This window comes from Chryseobacterium rhizoplanae, assembly GCF_900182655.1.
Taxonomy (GTDB): Bacteria; Bacteroidota; Bacteroidia; order Flavobacteriales; family Weeksellaceae; genus Chryseobacterium; species Chryseobacterium rhizoplanae.
Map to the genome: position 1 here is coordinate 20,761 of NZ_FXTC01000012.1, position 18,822 is coordinate 39,582.

Consider the following 18,822-nt stretch of genomic DNA (forward strand, 5'->3'; position numbering starts at 1 on the left):
GATTAAATCAATATAATTATTTGCATTATTCAGAACAATATTATTAGCGGTATTAAATTTTATCGGAGATAAAATCCTCGCGCCTTAAAGCATATTTTTTTAATATTATTTTGCGCCTTTGCGTATCTAAAACTTTCCAGAGATCGTGACAATTATAAAATAATACCAAAAAAGATTTATCTTTGCCCCAGAAAATTATGACAATACAAAGAGCACATATCAATGCGGAACTATTCGGAAGTCCTTCTAATAAAGGATTATTCGGGTATGATGAGATGATATGGAATGAGGCGAAATGTGCTGACTTTGGAAATTATTTACTGTAAACTTGTAAAAAATTAATCAAAATACAACAGAAACGCCTCGGAAAACCGAGGCGTTTTTTGTTTTTTAGGTCAGAAATTATTTAGAATGAAAAAAAATAACCATAAACATGAAAATTTTTTAATTAACAATGAAACTTTAATACGATAAAATAGAGTGATAAGCAACCCGATGAGAGACAGTCATTTAGGTATTTATGATATCTGCAAAATATTGCGGACAGAAATTCTCTATTCTAAAGATTAAATGTAATTAATTGATTATCAATGACTTGATTTGAAAATTTATTTGCGGATTCCAAAAATTCATATTTACTTTGCAACCGAAAATTGAAAGCAACAGGTTTTCAGGATTCAGTTAAAAATAATTTAGAAACAAACAAAAATAAAATGAAACAGTTACACAACATATTCAATCAATATTCAAGACTATTCGGACATGAGCCGGCAGGAGTTCTGTGTATTTTTGATAGTGAAATTGTGGATGAAAGGTGCTTATATACGTGGGTCAGCTAATGATCTCTTACGTTTAAAAATATGAAGCGCCTCCCGAAAAGAGGCGCTTTTTTTATGGTTTCTTTAGCTTATTTGGTAAAGCGCCGGTCTGTGGAACCGGAGAACAGGGTTCGATTCCCGGAGATACCCAAAATATAAAATCTCATAGCTCAAGTGGTTAGAGCACCGGTCTTTTAAACCGGGGGTTGAAAGTTCAAATCTTTCTGGGGTTACAAAAACGGTTCCGTAGCTCAATTGGATAGAGCATGGGTTTTCTAAACCCAGGGTTAGAGGTTCGAGTCCTCTCGGAATCACAAAAAGGTCTATTGAGGTAATGGCTAACCTGCCCGACTGTCTCTTGGGCACTGCGAGTTCGATTCTCGCATAGACCGCAAAGATTCATAAAAGATTTCGGTTCCGACTGTCTCTCGGAAAAGAATTTTAAAGTGAATCTGCAAAGCTGGAAAGATAACGGTGGTTGTTTACCCGTCTTGGACGCGGGAGGTCGCAAGTTCGAATCTTGCTTTCCAGACAATTTGTTCCATTAGCATAGTGGTGAGTGCATTCGGCTTTCTACCGAACGACAAGGGTTCGATCCCCTTATGGAATACAAATGATTCCGTAGCTCAAGTGGTTAGAGTATCGGTCTGATACACCGAAGGTTGAAGGTTCGAGTCCTTCCGGAATTACAGTAACTAATTGTTAATTGTTTCAGGAGAAAAAGTAAAAGTTTGTCGAGCGCAGAAGATCTTTACGCCAAACACGAAAATACAGACAGGCTTTTCTTCTCTCCGGATTAATTAAAAGTTAAGAATATCATTTATAAATTTTTAGGTAAAAATAAAGTTTGTCAAGCGCAGAAGTTCTTATATCAAACAATTTTAGACAGACTTTATTTTTTTAATCTGATGGTTCGCCGAAGTGGAAGAGTCGGGGCGGTCTGCAAAACCGTTGTGTAAACTGAGTGGGTTTGAATCCCATAGCCATCTCAATGTAAAAACTATAGGAGATATAAGAATCTTTTATCAATGATCTTTTATCATCTATAGCAAAGAATATCCTTTATTAATAAAAGAAAAAGGCTGTCGAGCGCAGAAGATCTTTAATCAAACATTCAATAAAGACAGACCTTTTCTTTTTTTCAAAGGAAAAATGAGGAATTACTTATTATTCATTACTAATTGCTCATAAAAATCCGGAAGTACGCCGAAGTTGGAGAGTCGGGGCAGACTGACATGAGGAACGAATTGAACGATTCCATAAAAAATGAATGTAATAAAGTTAAAATCTGTTGCTTCATAGCTGATTAGGTTCGAATCCTACTACTTCCACCAACCACTGATAATGTAATGGCAGCATGCAGGAAATGTACTCTTGTTGTTCAGGTTCGATTCCTGGTCAGTGGGTTAACGCTCTATTCGTCTAACGGTGAGGACGCCTGCCTTTCGAGCAGAAAACAAGGGTTCGATTCCCTTATAGAGTACTGGATGTGAATAACTGGTCAATATTGAATTGATATAATACCATGAAAGTTCAGATTTTTTTAAAAAAATTGGCCAGTTACCATTCACACAAAAAATGAAGAAAAGAGAAAAGGTCTGTCAGGAGCAGAAGATCTTTAGTCAATAAAAATAGACAGCCTTTTACTTTTTTAAAAACAAAATACATTAGGAAATGAGAAAGGTTTGTCAAGCACAGAAGATCTTTACAAATACTAGCAGGCATACTTTATAAACAGACAGAGCTTTCTCAAACCTAAACACAATATGATAAGCAATGAATAATGAGCAATAAGTAATCAGCTGTACAAGAATTACTCATTACCAATTATTCATCACTCATAAAAATCTGCGGGAATGGTGGAATGGCAGACACTCTTGATTTAGGATCAAGCTTTTGAGGGTTCGAGTCCCTCTTCCCGTACCAAAATATAAATGATAAGCAATGGGCAATAAGTAATGATATAGAGTGAAAATTACTCATTACCAATTACTCATTGCTTATAAAATCCGGAAGAGTGGTGTAGAAGGTCTGCACGTTAGTCTGAAAAACTAAAGGTACAGGTTCAATTCCTGTCTGTTCCACAAAAATATGAATGATAAGTAATCTGCAATGAGTAATCATTGATACCTGACTGGTTTCTAGCATTACTCATTACCAATTACTTATTACTCATTAATTTAAATACTGATTCATAGTGTAATAGGCAGCACACAAGATTTTGATTCTTGGAGTTTAGGTTCGAGTCCTAATGAATTAACAATTTACTCTGATAGTGTAATGGCAGCATCTCAGTCTCCAAAACTGATGGTATTGGTTCGAGTCCGGTTCAGAGTGCAAAAAATAGAAATTAGAAATTAAGTTAGAAATGATGACAGCTAGTGATCATTTATCAATTATCAACAATCATTTATGAATTAAAACATGTAGAAAAAATGGAAACGCAACAACAAACATGGCAGAATATGAATGGAAAATTTTTCCACAACTCTATCACACAGCTGGTAGAAGAAGCCATCATCCGCGAACAGGCAAACGGACACCGTCTGAAAGTATGTGTGGGATCAGACTCTCATGTATATGGAGATGCCATCAATTATGCTACGGCAGTAGTATTTATTCGCGAGGGAAAAGGAGCGTTTACCTTTATCAGAAAAGAAAGAGAAATACAGAGTATCAGTATCAAAGAGCGAATGCTGAATGAGGTTAACAAATCTGTTGAAATTGCATACGCGATCTGCTCTGTGTTGGATACTTATGGTGTGGAAATGGAGGTACACGCAGACATTAATACCGACCCGGATTTTAAATCCAATGTAGCATTAAAAGATGCAATGGGATATATTCTGGGAATGGGATATGTGTTCAAAGCAAAACCTTTTGCCTTTGCAAGTTCTAACTGTGCTGATATGATGGTTTAAAAAGAAAAGAAGCCAGAGGCTGGAAGCTGGAAGTTTTTAGCAGTACAATATTACTTTCAATATCCGGTTTCTAACCCAAAAAGCAAAACAATGAAAATGACAAAAAGACTATTATTTCTGGATGATATAAGATATCCGATTGAGGCGTATCATTATACCAGACAGGATATTTTCCTCAGAAACGACTGGCATATTGTTCGGAATTACGAACAGTTTGTCAACAGGATTTTGGAAAAAGGACTTCCGGAAATGATTTCTTTTGACCATGACCTGGCTGATTTGGAGCAGTATTCTCAGGAATTTGTCGAAAAGACAGGATATGACTGCGCCAAATGGCTGATAGAATATTGTATGGACAATTATCTTGATCTTCCACAATTCTATAGTCACTCTATGAACCCTGTAGGAAAGGAAAATATTATCAGCCTTTTAAAAAACTTTAAAAAACTGTAATGGACATTTTTAGATATATTCAGGATATAAAAACACATCTGAAACTCACATTTGATGAGGTAGACGGATGGTTTAAAAAAGATAAAGAAACGTTGAATCATCAGCCTTCAAACGGAGGCTGGACGATTCAGCAGATTTTAGAACATATTTATCTTACGAATTTTTACTTGCTGATCCTTATTGAAAAAGGTTCCAAAAAAGCAATGAAAAATTCTTTGAATCTTGACCTTGAATCTGAAATGAAAAACTACAGTTTCAATAAAGAAAACTTTGACAGAGTAGGTGAACATGGCGCTTTTGAATGGATAAGACCGGAACATATGGAACCGAAAGGGGAAATGAGCCCGGATGAAATCAGAAGCCTGATTACTCAGCAATATCTTCAGTGTCTACACTATCTGGAAGTAATGAAAAATGGGGAAGGTTTCTTGTATAAAACAACAATGACGGTGAATGAACTGGGGAAAATTAATGTATACGAATATATTTATTTTCTGTCACTCCATGCTCAGAGACACATTACCCAGATGAAGAAAAACGAATCAGAAACAATTAAAAACTAAAAACAAAATGATTTTCAAAACATATAACTCTATAGAAAATGCTTACCAGGCCCGCGTGATCGAACAGATCAGGATGCAGGGTTTTGGGATGAGGTTTTCATAGTACAGGAAAAAGTTCACGGAGCTAATTTCTCTTTTTTTACCGATGGAAATGAAATTAAAATTGCGAAGAGAACTGCTTTCATCGAAAAAGATGAGAAATTTTTCAATGCACATCAGATTTTGGAACGCTACAGAAAAAATGTAACAAGAGTGTTTCAGAAAGTGAAAACCATTCACCCGGATGTAGAAACTGTAGTGATCTATGGTGAATTGTTCGGTGGCGGTTACAAACATAAAGAAGTAGAACTAGTGAAAGATGCTGTGAAGGTACAGAAAGGCATTGAATATGCCCCTCATAACGAATTTTACGCTTTCGATATCAAATTGAATGGGATTACCTATTTGGATACAGACGTTGTCAATCGGATTTTTGAGGAGACAGGATTTTTCTATGCTAAAATCTTGTTTCAGGGAACCCTTGAAGACGCTTTGAGATTCCCCAATGTTTTCAATTCAAAAATTCCTGCCTGGCTGGGATTGCCTGAATTGGAGGACAATATGTGTGAAGGTACCATCATAAAAACCTTGAAAACCAAATATTTTGGAAATGGTGCAAGAATTATTCTTAAAAATAAGAATGAAAAATGGATCGAAAAAGCTAAAATGGTTAAAAAGGAAGCTAAAATTGTTCATAAACAGGTTCATTTCAGCGAAAAAGCTCAGGAAATCTTGGGTGAAATCCAGAAATATGCTACTGTCAACAGACTGAATAATGTTATCACCAAAATTGGTGAATTCCAGCCTAAAATGATAGGTAAGGTGATTGGCCTTTTTGCTCAGGATATTTTAGAAGATTTCGAGAAAGACTTTCCGGCAGCTTTTACAGTAATTGAAAAAGAAGAGCAGAAAAGGATCAACAAAAAGTTGAATTCTTTAGTAATTGATTTTATAAAAGAAGAGTTAATGACTCTTAAAGTATAGTTTCGGTAATTCATTTACCGAAACTTTTTATGTATAAAACCGTAAAAGCTATTCCATCTTCCACCTTAATAATTAAATTATAAACAAGTGAAAACAACAGAAAATATATTAATAGTAGACCTCGAAGCAACATGTTGGGAAAACCGACCGCCAAGAGGCCAGGAAAGCGAGATCATCGAAATCGGGGTCTGCATCATGAATGCAAAAACCGGTAAGATCTCCAAAAATGAAGGGATTTTAATAAAACCCCAACATTCAAAAGTAAGTCCGTTTTGTACGGAGCTTACCACCCTTACCCAGAATATGCTGGATAATGAAGGAATCATGCTGGATGATGCATTCGATATTCTGAGAGCAGAATATGATTCAGAAGAACTTACGTGGGCCAGCTATGGAAATTACGATCTGAATATGCTTCAGAATCAGGCAAGAAGATTCTACACAGATTATCCTATGAGTGATGATCATATCAATGTGAAAACATTATTCGGAGAAATTCATCCTACCATCAGGAAAAGTGTTGGGATGAACAGAGCTTTGGGCGAATTGGGTCTTACCCTTGAAGGCACCCACCACAGAGGAGTGGACGATGCCAAAAACATTGCAAAGATTCTGCATTGGTGCCTGAAAAATTATTAAAGTAATGTTGGATTTTCAACATTATCAATCAAACGGACTCTCTTGAAAAAGGGAGTCTTATTTTTTATAAATAGGGTGTTTTTAGCCTTTTATAAATTAACTTTGATGAAAACTTTTTATTCATTGGACGGACTTACCGAATTACTTGAACATACCAGCAGAAATGTATTTTTGACAGGGAAAGCAGGAACAGGGAAGACTACTTTCCTGAATGAGTTTGTAAAAAAGACCCGCAAAAAACACATTATCGTTGCACCCACAAGTATCGCAGCCATTAACGCTGGTGGCGTAACCATTCATTCATTATTTGCAATTCCTTCGCGTACATTTGTTCCCACCACAGAGCCTGTTGATCCCAATCTGGCAATGAATATTAATGAACTTTTCCCTCATTTTAAATACCGGAAAGATAAACTTGATCTTTTCCGAGAAATTGAATTGATTATTATTGATGAAGTTTCAATGCTGAGAGCCGACCTGCTGGATATGATGGATCATTCATTAAGGAGAGTCAGACGAAACCAATTGCCGTTTGGAGGGGCACAATTGCTGTTAATCGGAGATTTATACCAGCTGCCTCCGGTGGTAAGGTATGAATCGGAGCGGATTTTGTCAAAATTTTATCAGACACCGTTTTTCTTTTCTGCCAAAGCATTTCAGGGCATTCCATTGATAACAGTAGAGTTACTGAAAGTATACCGTCAACAGAGTCCTGAATTTCTGGAAATACTTGATGCAGTAAGACATGCGGATATCTGTAATTTGGATTTTGAAAAATTAAATTCCAGATATAATCCTGATTTTGAGCCTGAAAATGAAACGTATATCCATCTTTGCTCTCACAATCGGATATCCGATCATATTAATCAGAAAAAACTGAATGAGCTCCCTGACGATTCCCATTTTTATAAAGCGGTTGTCATTGGTGAATTTAAAGAAACCCAATATCCCAATGACGAAACGTTAGAACTCAAAGTAGGAACCCAGATCATGTTTATCCGAAATGATTCATCTCCTGAAAAAAAGTTTTACAATGGTAGGCTGGCAAAAATTTCCTATCTGGATGAAGATCTGATCAAGGCTGTATTTGAAGAGACGGGAAAAGAAATAACAGTAACAAAAGAAGTTTGGGAACAAAAGAGATATACGCTTGATGGAGAAAAGAATATCAAAACAGAAGTATTGGGAAGTTTTGAACAATATCCTATACGCTTGGCATGGGCGGTCACTATTCATAAAAGCCAGGGACTAACCTTCGATAGGGTAATCATAGATGCGGGAAGATCTTTTGCCAGCGGACAGGTATATGTTGCATTAAGCCGATGCCGGACTCTGGAAGGAATTGTTCTTAAGTCTAAAATTACACCGGAAGCCATATTTTGTGACCACAGGATTGAACATTTTCAGCAGTCAACCCATGCTAATGATATTTTAGAACAGCTCATTGAGCAGGAAAAGTATGATTATACACTGCATAAACTCCGGATGACCGTAGACGCTGGCTGGTTGAAAGATACCGTCATGATTTGGGCTGCGGCTGCCTTATCAGTAGAAATACCGGATCAGGCAAAATTAAAAAGGCTATTAAAAGATTTTGAATCAGAAAGTGAAAAACTCTTTGCCGTTTCTGGGAAATTTGGAAAAATTATTCATCAAAAGGCATTAAGTTTTGCAGCCGGAACCTGCCATTGGACTGAAATTGAAGATAAATGTAAAGGTGCTGTAAATTTTTTCTATAAAAGCATTGCGGAAGATTTCTTGCTACCTTTAAAGGATTTATATTCAGAAACTGCGGGAACAAAAGGACTGAAAGCCTTTAATGAAGAAACGAAAATATTCCTTTATGATCTTGCAGACTATATTGAAAAACTGAAAGAATGCTATCTCCTAGAGCTTCCTTTATTTGACAGAACACTTGAAGTAGATACATCAATAGTCATTGCGAAAAAACCTACACATCTGATTACCTTTGAATTATTTGACAAAGGAATACCTCCTTCTGAAATTGCAGAAAAAAGAAATCTTACCTTACCAACAATATACAAACATCTGGCAAAAATGGGGTTGACAGAGGTGGAAAAAACTTTTAAGATGTAAGTCATTGATATCATAAAATTATCAGTTTTGCAGTCAGGAAGTGATAATCATATTATCTGGCTTTACGATCCCGAAATTAATACAATCTCCGATTGCTGACCTCCTCAAAAAATTCATGCTGCAATATTTTAAATAAAATTAACGTATCTGTGCTATATAATGTTTTATTCTGAGACATTATAGATTTTAAAAATAAGACACCAAATAATGTGTAAATATCATGATAGAGAGTCTTTAGCCACTTTTTTACTATTATATCTTTAAACAGGGAATTGTTTTTGTGATGTTAATGAGATGATATTAGTTGTTTTATTAACTTAATATTTTGTTAAAAAATTCACTTTAATGGGATAATTTACTGTCTGTCAGTCATTTTTTTTTATTTTAGCTGATAAGAATGAATTTATGCTTATTGATGAGGATTTTAAGAGAAAATATTTAAACTGTAAAATAAAAGAGATGGTTCCTTTTCTTAAAAAGCTTACACCAAAAGATAAAAAAGAAGTCGTTGCTCAATAACCTGAAACAAATTTATACATCAAATTAGAAGCACATGAAAGAAAGACTTTATGAGATCCTTAATGAGGAAAAGATACATGAGATTATCCCTTTTTTAAAAGAGCTTAGTAATGAAGAAAGGAAAACACTGGTGCCATCTATAAAGAAAATGGATAGGGAGATCAGTAAAATTGTGATGACTAAAAACTCCTACCATACGGCAGGATCTGTGAATCAGCATTCCATTATTGATATTGCTTCATTTGTCTGCATGGATAAAAAGAATTTTGGTAAAAATTACTGGAGTCTTTTTCGTAACGCAGAACAAACCGAACAGATTCTGGAATGGGGCTGCCCGGAATGGTTTTCAGATTTTATCAATGAATCTGTAGAAGCTGAATTTACAGCATTTAACTATAAGGACATTTTAGGATGGACAGAAAAAGGGTATGTACAGCCCAAACCAGAGTTGCTTGGACATCATCTGAGTAATTATCCGGCTGAACTGGACCGCCACCCAGAAACCCTTAATATCCACTTTTGGTATTTATGTGAATATCCTTCCAAATCTTTACCCTTCCGTAAAGAATGGTTTCCTATCGTTCAGAAGCTGATCGCAGAAAAAAAGATTGAAAGGAAAAGGTTTTTGAAAGAATGCCTTCTGGCTTCCAACAGAAATTTTAATAAAAATGTCACAGGCTGGTTTATGGATGCATTTACCTCATTAAAACCAACTGAAGAAGAACTGACTGAACTGCAGGATGATTTACTCGCAGGGCTGGCTTCCTCACAGTCAAAAGCTGTGAATACCATATTATCACATTTGAAAAAAATTGTGGGGGTTCCTGATTTTAAAAATGATGAATTTTCCCATTACCTTCCGAATCTGTTGAGCTCAGAAGTAAAAACAGTGGTTGTTTCCAGTCTGGTACTGACCGAAAAAATATTCCAGAGAAAGAAAATAGATCCCGAAATGTTGGGAATGGCTTTAAGTACGGCATTTGTGAGTAAAGATGATGGTATACAGTCAAAAGCAGCAAAGATCATTCTTAAATATATTCCGGCTTCAGAAAATATGATAGAGGCACTTTCCCATTATTCAGATAATATACTGACCAATGTACGTCCTCTTCTTGTAAAATATATTGAAGAAACACAGCCGGAACTGGTGGCAATAGCTTCGGAAAAATTATCTCTGACTACAGAAGAAAATGCAGTGAAAGTACTTCAGAACTTTGAAGATCTGATGTTTTATCTTCCTGTGGCTATGGATGATCCATACAGTCAGCATTGTGATATTGCCTTGGCTGGATTTATCCGTTTTGCCGGAGACGTAAATGCCGAATCCGTGAAATTAATAGAACCGGTATTTTTGAAAGCCTGTAAAACAATTTCGAAATGGGAAGTTCCTTATCTGAATGTTTTACTGTGTAATGCCATTATCAATTATGGCTTGGATCTAATGGAAAAATATCCTGTTCCGCTTAAAAACCTGGAAAAGATTTATCATAAGACCAAAGAAGAGGAAGCTGCAAGAGAATCTTATTCCAATTATCAGAAAAAATTGGGGCCGATTGAAAATGTAGGAGCAGATTGCCCTGCAAGAATTGCGTTTAAAGAACTTGCTATTTATACGTATGAAAAAATAAAATCAGGAGATAAGATCCCGTTATTATTCACGGTTACCCATGCTCCATGTTGGATTTCCCCAGTGACGCTGGTGGAAAGATTGGAAAGTTATCAGAATAATAATATTATCCCCCATCATCTGGATATTCAGCTGGCATTGCAGCGTTGTGCTTTAGATAATACTTCAGAAGCTATTGCAGAAACTGAAAAAAGATTAAAAGGAGAATATAAAGAACTGTTACTTTTCTTCTTTGGCAAAAATGCTAAGCCGGAAGGAAAATTTGAACACCCTTCATGGTGGATGACTGCAGGAATTACCCGTTCGCCGGAAACCGTGTTTGAAGAATTCAGCAGTTTCGGGTATGATGATATTCCTGTAGAATTCTTTTCAGGGGCTTACAAATGGAAGACCATCGATAATAAGAAAAACTCATACTATCCTGTAGATCTGAAGATTGTTATTCCAAAATATCATCTTGCCAAAAGGAAAGAACCTTTATTCGTGGAATATTTCGTTGCCGAACAGAAAGAGCTTATCGAAATTCCTGCCTTGATGCTTTGCTTTCCGAATACTCCGGCAAATGCTTTGGCAAAAGTAATCAAGCATTGCCTTTTCTTTTCAGGAATTGCTGAAGTTTATGAAAGAAGCCTGGTTTTGAATACAGCCAATGCACTTTATCAGATCAAAAAGCCATTAGACGAAATCGGGTACTTATTCTTAGGAACTATTTTCCTGGACAGCGATAAAACCATTCGTGGTACAGCAGCTGAAATATGGCTGGAACATGTTTCTTCCCAAACGATGGATAATGCATGGTTAGGAAGAGTGATCGGCCTGCATGAAAAACTGGAATGGGCACCTGTTAAAAGATTGACGGATCTTATACAGCAACATATGCTGAATGTGAGTAAGAACCATAATATTGCCCTGGAAGAATTGATTTCCAATATATTGCTTCAAATGGATGCTCCGGTTACCAATCTGAAAAAGATTCTGGAAATCTATCATGAAGTATTGGCTTTGAATCATTCAGAAGCTCATAAAGAGATCATCGGGAAACTCAATAGCTGGAAAGAAAATTCAAGTCTGAAAAAAATCTGCAGTCTTCTTCTGAAAAAATAAATCATGGAGGAAACGCTTATTTACAACTATTCAGGTACATCCTCTTTAGTAAGGAAAGATGCGCTTGAAGGGCTTTTTCTTGCTAAATACAGTGAGATACATAAAAATACCGATGCTCCATGCTTTTTCTGGGGAAATGTCAGACAGCCTTTTATTTTAGCGCGGTGTCTTATTACACTGTCCAATATTGTAAAATCGAGCTTTAACCTGTCTCCGTTTCAGGTGGCACTTCTTAAAGATCCGATCGTAACAGCGGGAAATCAAAGATTACGCTTTGAAGGTTTTTCTCACTGTGCCGGAGTTTATGCAAGAGTTGACATATTGCCTGCAGGTCTGGAAGGAGAATTTTTGGAAAACGGAACTACGAATGTAGATTTTAACCAGCCTATGATAACCGCTCTGGGAAGCATCCGTCCGAATGAAAAAATTATGCTTTCTGTGGGAAAAAAAGAAGTAGGCCTGTATAAAGAAGAAGATAAAGTGATAGAAAGAAAAGTTCCTTTACCCGCAAAATGGATTAAAGGATTGGGAACGGTTCAGGTTTATTTATCGGAATCCGAAAAACGTCATACTTTCAATAAAATTCAGACCCAACAACTATTCCGCGGGATGCCGAAAGGAGTGGTAAAGTCTGATTATTATTTGATTGTGAGAGGAAATAAACCCATTTTTTCTCCGGTAAAGTCAGCGGATACTGTTTGTATAGGCGGGCTTCACAGACTTCGTCTTTTAGAACCTTTGCTTCCTTATATTGATTCTATGCAGGTTTTTTCTCATTCTAATATGCAGTCTACAACGTGGCAGCTTTATATGGGACCTATCAGATTTTGTTTTTCTTTATCCAGAGAATGCTGGAGAGGTTTCTCAGGAGAAGGAGCTGTCTTGGAAAATCTGATTTCTGAGGTTTCTGATGAGTGGATTGATGCTCTGGATAAGTATGCTTATGCCAACCAATCTTTTAATCCAGATATGCTTGCTCTGGAAGAGAATCTGAGTTTCAGTAAAACTGATACTATTACAGGAAGACTCGCTGCAATGGGATTATTGGGGTATGACCTTGATGACCATGAATTTTTCTACCGCAGGCTTCCTTTTAAGTTAAGCCGCATTATCGGACTCAATCCCCGCATAAAAAATGCCGATAAGTTGATAGAAAACGGAAAAGTAGAGATTTTAAACAATAATAAAGCAAGAAAAGAAGCCAGAGTAGAAGGAACCGGCGTACATCATACGGTAATCATTGAAGAAGAAAAAGAACGCTGTACCTGCGAATGGTTCAGTAAATATCAGGGTGAAAGAGGGCCTTGTAAACATGTGTTGGCAGTGAAGAAACTGATAAAAACAGGTGAAACTTTTTCTATCTGATTATATTATTTTGCTGACAGTCAAAGAGACGCAAAAAATTTTGTTTAATAAGAATTCAATTTCGTTCCCTTTAAATCTTTTTTTTTGCGCCTCTGCGTTATATTAGCATCTAACAGTTTTTATATCAGTTTTTTACAGAGTTCATCCATTCTTCATAGCTAAGTACACCCAATTCCGGTTTGCTTTCCCCTTCAAGAATGGAAATAAACTCAAGCTGGTTTCCATCCGGATCATTGAAATAAATGGCCAATGCAGGCATCCATGCAAATACCATTGGTTCAACACTTCCATTTTTTAGGAAATTATAAGGTTTTAAATCTTTATTTTCTAAAAATTCTACTGAATAGTTTAAAATATCTTCTTTACTACTGGAAAAAGCAAAATGTCTGGTTTGAAGGTTCTCCTTCTGTTCCCATAATCCTAACATAAATTCTTTCCCTTCTCCAACCCATAAAAAAGCAATAGGCCTGGTTTCATCTCTGTGAGCCAGTTTCAATCCTAACACTTCCGTATAAAATTGTATTGCATTTTCCAGATTGCTCACCTGAACATGGGTCTCATATATTCCTTTAATCATAGCTTAATTTTAGTAATAGCAAATCTAAAGAACCCTCATTAGAAAACGTAACATTACCCATTTCTTTAATTGAAATGAATGATAGAAGGATTTTATAATTATGAATTATAAGTTATAAATGATGAATGATGAATGATGAATGATGAATGATGAATTAGATTGTTATCAAATATCAATAATTGTTTTCAATATTAATTCAATAGCGGTGGGCTTTAGCCCGCCTTATAAATGCCCCATTCATACGGCTTTAGCCAAAACTTAAAATCTCTAAAGAAATCTATTCGCAATAAAAAATTTAAAAAAAAATGAAGAAAAATTTTCTACGCAAAAAGGTTGCGTAATACTGTTTTTACTTTGCATCAGAAATCAGAGAGGAAGTATCAATCCTTCCCAATGTTTAACAAAAAACAGTAACCATGAAATTTAATTTTTTAAAAAAAGAAACTAAAGTAGTATTGAACTACGAAGGTGCAAAAGCATATGCGATGACACCTGCAGAAGAATTGTATAGTGCTGTTGTTACAACAGGACTGTCAGATGCCAACTATGAAAAAGGAAATGACAGATTGGAAAGAATCCAGTCTCTGATCAAAAAAAATGATCCGGAATTTGTGGCAAAATTGGCGGTATACGCAAGAAAAGATATGTATTTGCGTTCCATTCCATTGGTGTTGGCAATTGAACTGGCTAAACAGACTTCCGGTACGGATCTGGTAAGCAAAACAGTAGAAGGTGTCGTTCAGAGAGCTGATGAAATCACAGAATTGCTGGCGTACTACCAACTTGCGAATAAAAGAACAGATACGAAAAAGCTGAATAAACTGTCAAAGCAGATTCAGAAAGGTCTGGTGAGATCATTTAATAAATTTGATGAATACCAGTTTGCAAAATATAACAGAAAGGCTGAAGTTACCTTGAAAGACGCATTATTTCTGGTTCACCCGAAAGCTAAGGATGAAAGCCAGCAAGCTGTTTTCAATAAAATCGCCAATAACACATTGGAAACCCCATACACATGGGAAGTAGGGCTCTCCGTTTTGGGTCAGACAAAATTTGCTAATGACGCAGAAAGAAGATTAGCTTTCAAAAATAAATGGGAAGAACTGATCTTCAGCAATAAATTAGGGTATATGGCAACTATGAGAAACCTGAGAAATATCCTGGAAGCGGGCGTATCACCAGATGCGATGAATAAAGTATGCAGATATCTTTCAGATGAAAGAGCGGTATCCAATTCAAAACAGCTCCCATTCAGATTTCTGGCGGCTTACAGAGAATTAAAGACTATAGATTCTCCTTACTTGTCATCCGTATTGGAAGCATTGGAAGATGCTGTGGTAGTAAGTGCTAAAAATATCAAAGGCTTTGGTTTTGATACTTCGGTAGTGATCGCTGCGGATGTGTCCGGTTCTATGCAGAAAGCAGTTTCCAATAAAAGTAAAATTTTGCTGTATGATATCGGTTTGCTGATGTCGATGATCCTTCAGTCACAGTGTAAAAACGTGGTGACAGGTATTTTCGGTGACCGTTGGCTGAGAGTTCCCATGCCTAAAAACGGTATTTTAAGAAATGTAGACGCTTTCTACAAACGCGAAGGTGAAGTAGGATATTCTACGAATGGTTATCTCGTTATTGAAGATCTGATCAAAAGAGGTGAAATAGTGAACAAAGTAATGCTATTCACCGATACTCAGATGTGGGACAGCACTGGAAACAGAAAATCTTTTGAAGACCTGTGGAACAGATATAAAATGATCGCACCCAATGCAAAGCTGTATATCTTTGATCTGGCAGGTTATGGCAGACAGCCGATTGATATCAGAAAGAATGATGTACATCTTATAGCTGGCTGGTCAGATAAAATTTTCGAAGTGCTGAACGCGTTGGAAGACAAAAAATCAGCTGTAGAAATGATTCATAAAGTAGTGCTGTAACAGGCACTGCTTTTAAAAATAATAATTGATAAGCATCAAAACAATCAATATTACAAAAGGGAAAATGGGAAAGTCTACTTCTCAGAATATACAGAATCCAATATTGAAGATGTTGAAAATATAAGAATTGTTGCAGAAGTAGAAGAATCTGAACTCAAAGCTGAGTTAGAAAAAGTAATCATGCAACAAATCAATTTAAAAAAAGAATAGTATCTGTTCTAAAAACGCGGAATTGTAAATATCCAGAAAAATTTCAAAACAATTGGCTGGAATTAAAGAATGACATAGGAAATGGAGACGTTAAGAAAATAAACTATGCGAACGTTAAGAAAATTCTATTGTTTGAAGCGCGACACAGAAATTGAAACGAAGAAGTAATATTACATTCGCGCAAGTTTTAGAATTTTTAGAGAGTGTAGATTATTTTTAGCAGGAATTTCCAAGTCTTGAATTTTTGGTTCTTTTGCTTCAAGGCAAAACGAACAAATATTTAAATAAAAAAAACTACGTAAAAAGATTGCGCACATACAATATAATTTTGCAGTGTTAAATAATACCAGTGCCGTTAGAAAGACATTCTTCGATTCTAAACTGACAGAGTCTTTCGACAGATTGCCCGGTAGCTATAACCAATGCCGTAGATAAGAGTTTCATCGTCAACTTCCAATTGAATATCATTTACTCTTATTATTTAATTGCTTGGTTTTTAATAAAAATAGAACTGCGTAAAAAGAATGCGCACTAACAATATAAATTTGTAAAAATTAAAACTAATAACAATGAATAACCATAAACCAAATCTAAAAGAAGCACTGTATTGAGGTTAATACTCAATACTAATGAAAAAAGCAAAGATAGTAAGAAAGAAATTCGGATTCAATGAATATGGATTGATTGACTTTCCAAAGAAAATTTCCGGTGTACAGATTTCAAGAATCTTGTACGGGAATGAAATGGGTTGTTCGTACTGTTTTCCACATGGTTATGATGTGGTGAATGCAAAGTACACAAAATTCCAGAGAAACTGGAAGAAATATAGAAAAACCCAATGGAAAAAATAATATCAGGTGCCGTTTTGGAGTCATACTTCGAGTTAAGTCTTCAGATGTAGGTTCAATTCCTGCTATTCCTGTTGTAAACGGAATGTAGCTCAAAAGATAGAGCAGAAGAAAAAGAAAAGATTCCGCCGTTTTGCCCTGATACTATAAAAAGTGTAGTAGACATATAAATAAAAAAATAAAAATCAAGTGTCGTTTTAGAATCATACTTCGAGATTGAGTAAACATTGGGTCGCAGGTTCGAATCCTGCCTTTTCCCTCGAAAAGGAGAGGTAGCTCAGCAGGTAGAGCAAATGCACGGAAGATTCTGAGAATTTTACCTTGATTGTATAAAGAGTGCCGTAGAGAAGGCCTACTTCGGTTTAATTTGGTTCGACTCCACAAGGTCATGGAAATGATCTTGTACAAGTCTTTTCGAATCTTGCCTCTTTTTATTTAAAAAACAAACAAGTGCCGTAGAAAAATGTTACTTCGCTCATCACGACGGGGTCACGGGTTCGAGTCCCGTCTCTTCCACAGCAAAAAAACACGATGTATATAGGAAGAGTAGCTCAGTTGGTTAGAGCACGACTGCATTTTTCGGATGTTGCCTTGTTTTCATAAACTTAGAAGCCGGAAGTGGAACGTTGAAAGATATCTTTGTATTATAATTTTCTATAGAGTCGGAGGAATCTCAGGCTTGCCATCTTTCTTCTTCCCACTTCCAGCTTCTTTATAGTACGATTATGAAGTGTCGTTAGGAAAAAATTCATCGTAACACAATTAAGGGAGGAATAGCGAAGCCGGTCATTCCGGCAAGGTTATCCGGTTCGACTCCGGCAAACGTACAGCCCTGTTTTTTCCTTATCATTACCTTTTATAAAATGCCGGTAAATTATTTACCGGCACTTTGCATTGTATCAAGTTCTTCTTCAAACATGAGCTTCCATTTTGAAAGAGTCGTTCTGCTTATTTTATATTTTCTGGACATATAGCTTGTAGAGTGACCGTGCTTTTTCTGATACTGAAGCAGTTTTAGCATAGTCTGCCTGTCATAGGTTTTGAGTTTTTGATTTTCTCTGGACTGCTTGAACAGCTTTTCATTGAACTTCAAAACATCCTCACTGGTATTAAGTTTTTCAAGAAGTTCTTTGATTTTCGGATCCTTTAGCTTTTCCGGATATTCCATCTTTAGCATATCCTGATAAATTTTTTTGTAATTGGGGCGCATATCTTATCTGTTTATCCGTTTACATTATCGCTCTTCTGAAGCCATCTGTGAAGGGTACTTTTCGGAATAGAATACTCTTTAATGACTTCACTTTGGGTCATTTCACCGGAAAGAATTCTCTTCATAATAAAATCTTTAATTTCCTGAGTGTAAATGTTTTTCCTGAAATAAGGCGTTTTTTCAGACTTCTGCTGGTTTTTGTTGATGGCAGAAGGCGGTGCATATAAAATTAAATGTGAGCTGTAAAGTCTGAAAAAATCATATTCCAATAATTTGCTCCATCTTAAAAGAAGATCTGTATCCATCGATTTGCTGTCATACATTACCTCGATTGCCCCTTCATCTTTGCTTAAAAATTTGCATATCCTTTCTATTGTTATTTCATTTTCATCTACCCTTTCCTTAATAAATTTCCCAATATGGATTTCTTTATATAACATTTTTATTGAATATTATTCTTTTGTTTAAACTTATGTATCAAAAAAACGAAAATAGAATCCATATATTATTTTATGTGGTAGGAAATAACTCACTTCAATTTGAAATTGATAAGAAATAGAAATTATGATGTAAGAATGTTAAATTGCGTTTAATAAGACGATGAGTCTTAAAAAAACAGATTAGTAATTTACCAAATATCAAAAAAAAGGTGGGTAGGAGTCACCTTAATGTACTTGGGATATATTCTTTATTTTCAATGGTTTCTTCTTCTTCTCTTTCAAACTTCTCTTCCTGCCATTTGTGTAAATAATATATGACCTATTAAGGTTTTTATACAATTCTATGTGTTGAAGCTGCAGATAAATTGATATACAGCTTTTTACGCGTTGAATTTTTTAATGAGTACCAAATAATTGCTTATTCGCTTTCAAATGTAAACAAAAATAAGAAGTAAAAAGAGATAGAAATGTAAA

14 protein-coding genes and 13 tRNA genes are annotated in these 18,822 nt (G+C 35.7%); 24 read left to right on the top strand and 3 right to left on the bottom strand.

Features of this window, described 5'->3' with window-relative positions; translation table 11 throughout:
* Positions 1 to 197: 197 nt before the first annotated feature.
* The 22 genes from FN817_RS20085 (at position 198) to FN817_RS20175 (ending at position 13,129) form a co-directional block, all read left to right on the top strand.
* Positions 198 to 326 carry a penicillin-binding protein gene (locus FN817_RS20085; RefSeq protein ID WP_142719492.1) on the top strand — a complete coding sequence of 43 codons (129 nt, stop codon included), beginning with the start codon at positions 198 to 200 and terminating at the stop codon, positions 324 to 326.
* Positions 327 to 901: 575 nt separating this feature from the next.
* Positions 902 to 969, top strand: a tRNA-His gene (locus FN817_RS20090).
* A gap of 8 nt (positions 970 to 977) precedes the next feature.
* A tRNA-Lys gene (locus FN817_RS20095) sits at positions 978 to 1,051 on the top strand.
* Positions 1,052 to 1,058: 7 nt separating this feature from the next.
* Positions 1,059 to 1,132, top strand: a tRNA-Arg gene (locus tag FN817_RS20100).
* A gap of 6 nt (positions 1,133 to 1,138) precedes the next feature.
* Positions 1,139 to 1,210, top strand: a tRNA-Asp gene (locus tag FN817_RS23250).
* A 68-nt stretch (positions 1,211 to 1,278) separates the two neighbouring features.
* Positions 1,279 to 1,350, top strand: a tRNA-Pro gene (locus FN817_RS23255).
* 6 nt (positions 1,351 to 1,356) lie between these two features.
* A tRNA-Glu gene (locus FN817_RS20105) sits at positions 1,357 to 1,428 on the top strand.
* A gap of 5 nt (positions 1,429 to 1,433) precedes the next feature.
* Positions 1,434 to 1,507, top strand: a tRNA-Ile gene (locus FN817_RS20110).
* Between the two features lie 218 nt (positions 1,508 to 1,725).
* Positions 1,726 to 1,807, top strand: a tRNA-Cys gene (locus FN817_RS23260).
* A 208-nt stretch (positions 1,808 to 2,015) separates the two neighbouring features.
* Positions 2,016 to 2,152 (top strand) — tRNA-OTHER (locus tag FN817_RS23265).
* 77 nt (positions 2,153 to 2,229) lie between these two features.
* Positions 2,230 to 2,301: transfer RNA gene (locus FN817_RS20115), tRNA-Glu, on the top strand.
* A gap of 367 nt (positions 2,302 to 2,668) precedes the next feature.
* Positions 2,669 to 2,744, top strand: a tRNA-Leu gene (locus tag FN817_RS20120).
* An 85-nt stretch (positions 2,745 to 2,829) separates the two neighbouring features.
* Positions 2,830 to 2,902 (top strand) — tRNA-Phe (locus FN817_RS20125).
* 182 nt (positions 2,903 to 3,084) lie between these two features.
* A tRNA-Trp gene (locus FN817_RS20135) sits at positions 3,085 to 3,155 on the top strand.
* 98 nt (positions 3,156 to 3,253) lie between these two features.
* On the top strand, positions 3,254 to 3,739 hold the full coding sequence (locus tag FN817_RS20140) for a ribonuclease H-like YkuK family protein (RefSeq protein ID WP_047382462.1): 486 nt from the start codon (positions 3,254 to 3,256) through the stop codon (positions 3,737 to 3,739).
* A gap of 96 nt (positions 3,740 to 3,835) precedes the next feature.
* The gene (locus tag FN817_RS20145) at positions 3,836 to 4,192 is read left to right on the top strand and encodes a cyclic-phosphate processing receiver domain-containing protein (protein ID WP_394345056.1); all 357 of its coding nucleotides are present in this window, start codon (positions 3,836 to 3,838) and stop codon (positions 4,190 to 4,192) included.
* Positions 4,192 to 4,755: a DinB family protein gene (locus FN817_RS20150; RefSeq protein WP_142719494.1), complete on the top strand. Its 564-nt coding sequence runs from the start codon at positions 4,192 to 4,194 to the stop codon at positions 4,753 to 4,755. Before FN817_RS20145 ends, FN817_RS20150 begins: the two co-directional genes overlap by 1 nt.
* Positions 4,756 to 4,854: 99 nt before the next feature.
* Positions 4,855 to 5,778 carry an RNA ligase family protein gene (locus FN817_RS20155; RefSeq protein ID WP_142719495.1) on the top strand — a complete coding sequence of 308 codons (924 nt, stop codon included), beginning with the start codon at positions 4,855 to 4,857 and terminating at the stop codon, positions 5,776 to 5,778.
* An 87-nt stretch (positions 5,779 to 5,865) separates the two neighbouring features.
* Complete coding sequence (locus tag FN817_RS20160) at positions 5,866 to 6,417, top strand: 3'-5' exonuclease (RefSeq protein ID WP_047424089.1); 552 nt, start codon at positions 5,866 to 5,868, stop codon at positions 6,415 to 6,417.
* Positions 6,418 to 6,522: 105 nt separating this feature from the next.
* Positions 6,523 to 8,514 (top strand): AAA family ATPase, encoded by a 1,992-nt coding sequence (locus FN817_RS20165; protein WP_142719496.1) that lies wholly within the window; start codon positions 6,523 to 6,525, stop codon positions 8,512 to 8,514.
* A 553-nt stretch (positions 8,515 to 9,067) separates the two neighbouring features.
* Entirely contained in the window at positions 9,068 to 11,764 is a 2,697-nt protein-coding gene (locus FN817_RS20170) for a DUF6493 family protein (protein WP_142719497.1), read from the top strand.
* 3 nt (positions 11,765 to 11,767) lie between these two features.
* Complete coding sequence (locus tag FN817_RS20175) at positions 11,768 to 13,129, top strand: SWIM zinc finger family protein (RefSeq protein WP_142719498.1); 1,362 nt, start codon at positions 11,768 to 11,770, stop codon at positions 13,127 to 13,129.
* A gap of 124 nt (positions 13,130 to 13,253) precedes the next feature.
* Here FN817_RS20175 and FN817_RS20180 read toward each other — a convergent pair whose 3' ends face one another.
* Positions 13,254 to 13,706, bottom strand: a complete 453-nt coding sequence (locus FN817_RS20180; RefSeq protein WP_142719499.1) for a VOC family protein — start codon at positions 13,704 to 13,706, stop codon at positions 13,254 to 13,256.
* 416 nt (positions 13,707 to 14,122) lie between these two features.
* Between FN817_RS20180 and FN817_RS20185 the strand changes: the two genes are divergently transcribed.
* Complete coding sequence (locus FN817_RS20185) at positions 14,123 to 15,640, top strand: TROVE domain-containing protein (RefSeq protein WP_142719500.1); 1,518 nt, start codon at positions 14,123 to 14,125, stop codon at positions 15,638 to 15,640.
* An 839-nt stretch (positions 15,641 to 16,479) separates the two neighbouring features.
* Positions 16,480 to 16,701 (top strand): phosphate ABC transporter substrate-binding protein, encoded by a 222-nt coding sequence (locus FN817_RS20190; protein WP_142719501.1) that lies wholly within the window; start codon positions 16,480 to 16,482, stop codon positions 16,699 to 16,701.
* Between the two features lie 871 nt (positions 16,702 to 17,572).
* On the opposite strand, the gene FN817_RS20195 is transcribed toward FN817_RS20190, so the two are convergent.
* Both FN817_RS20195 and FN817_RS20200 read right to left on the bottom strand, forming a co-directional pair.
* Positions 17,573 to 17,908, bottom strand: a complete 336-nt coding sequence (locus tag FN817_RS20195; RefSeq protein ID WP_142719502.1) for a helix-turn-helix domain-containing protein — start codon at positions 17,906 to 17,908, stop codon at positions 17,573 to 17,575.
* Between the two features lie 11 nt (positions 17,909 to 17,919).
* On the bottom strand, positions 17,920 to 18,348 hold the full coding sequence (locus FN817_RS20200; RefSeq protein WP_142719503.1) for a transposase: 429 nt from the start codon (positions 18,346 to 18,348) through the stop codon (positions 17,920 to 17,922).
* Between the last annotated feature and the right edge of the window lie 474 nt (positions 18,349 to 18,822).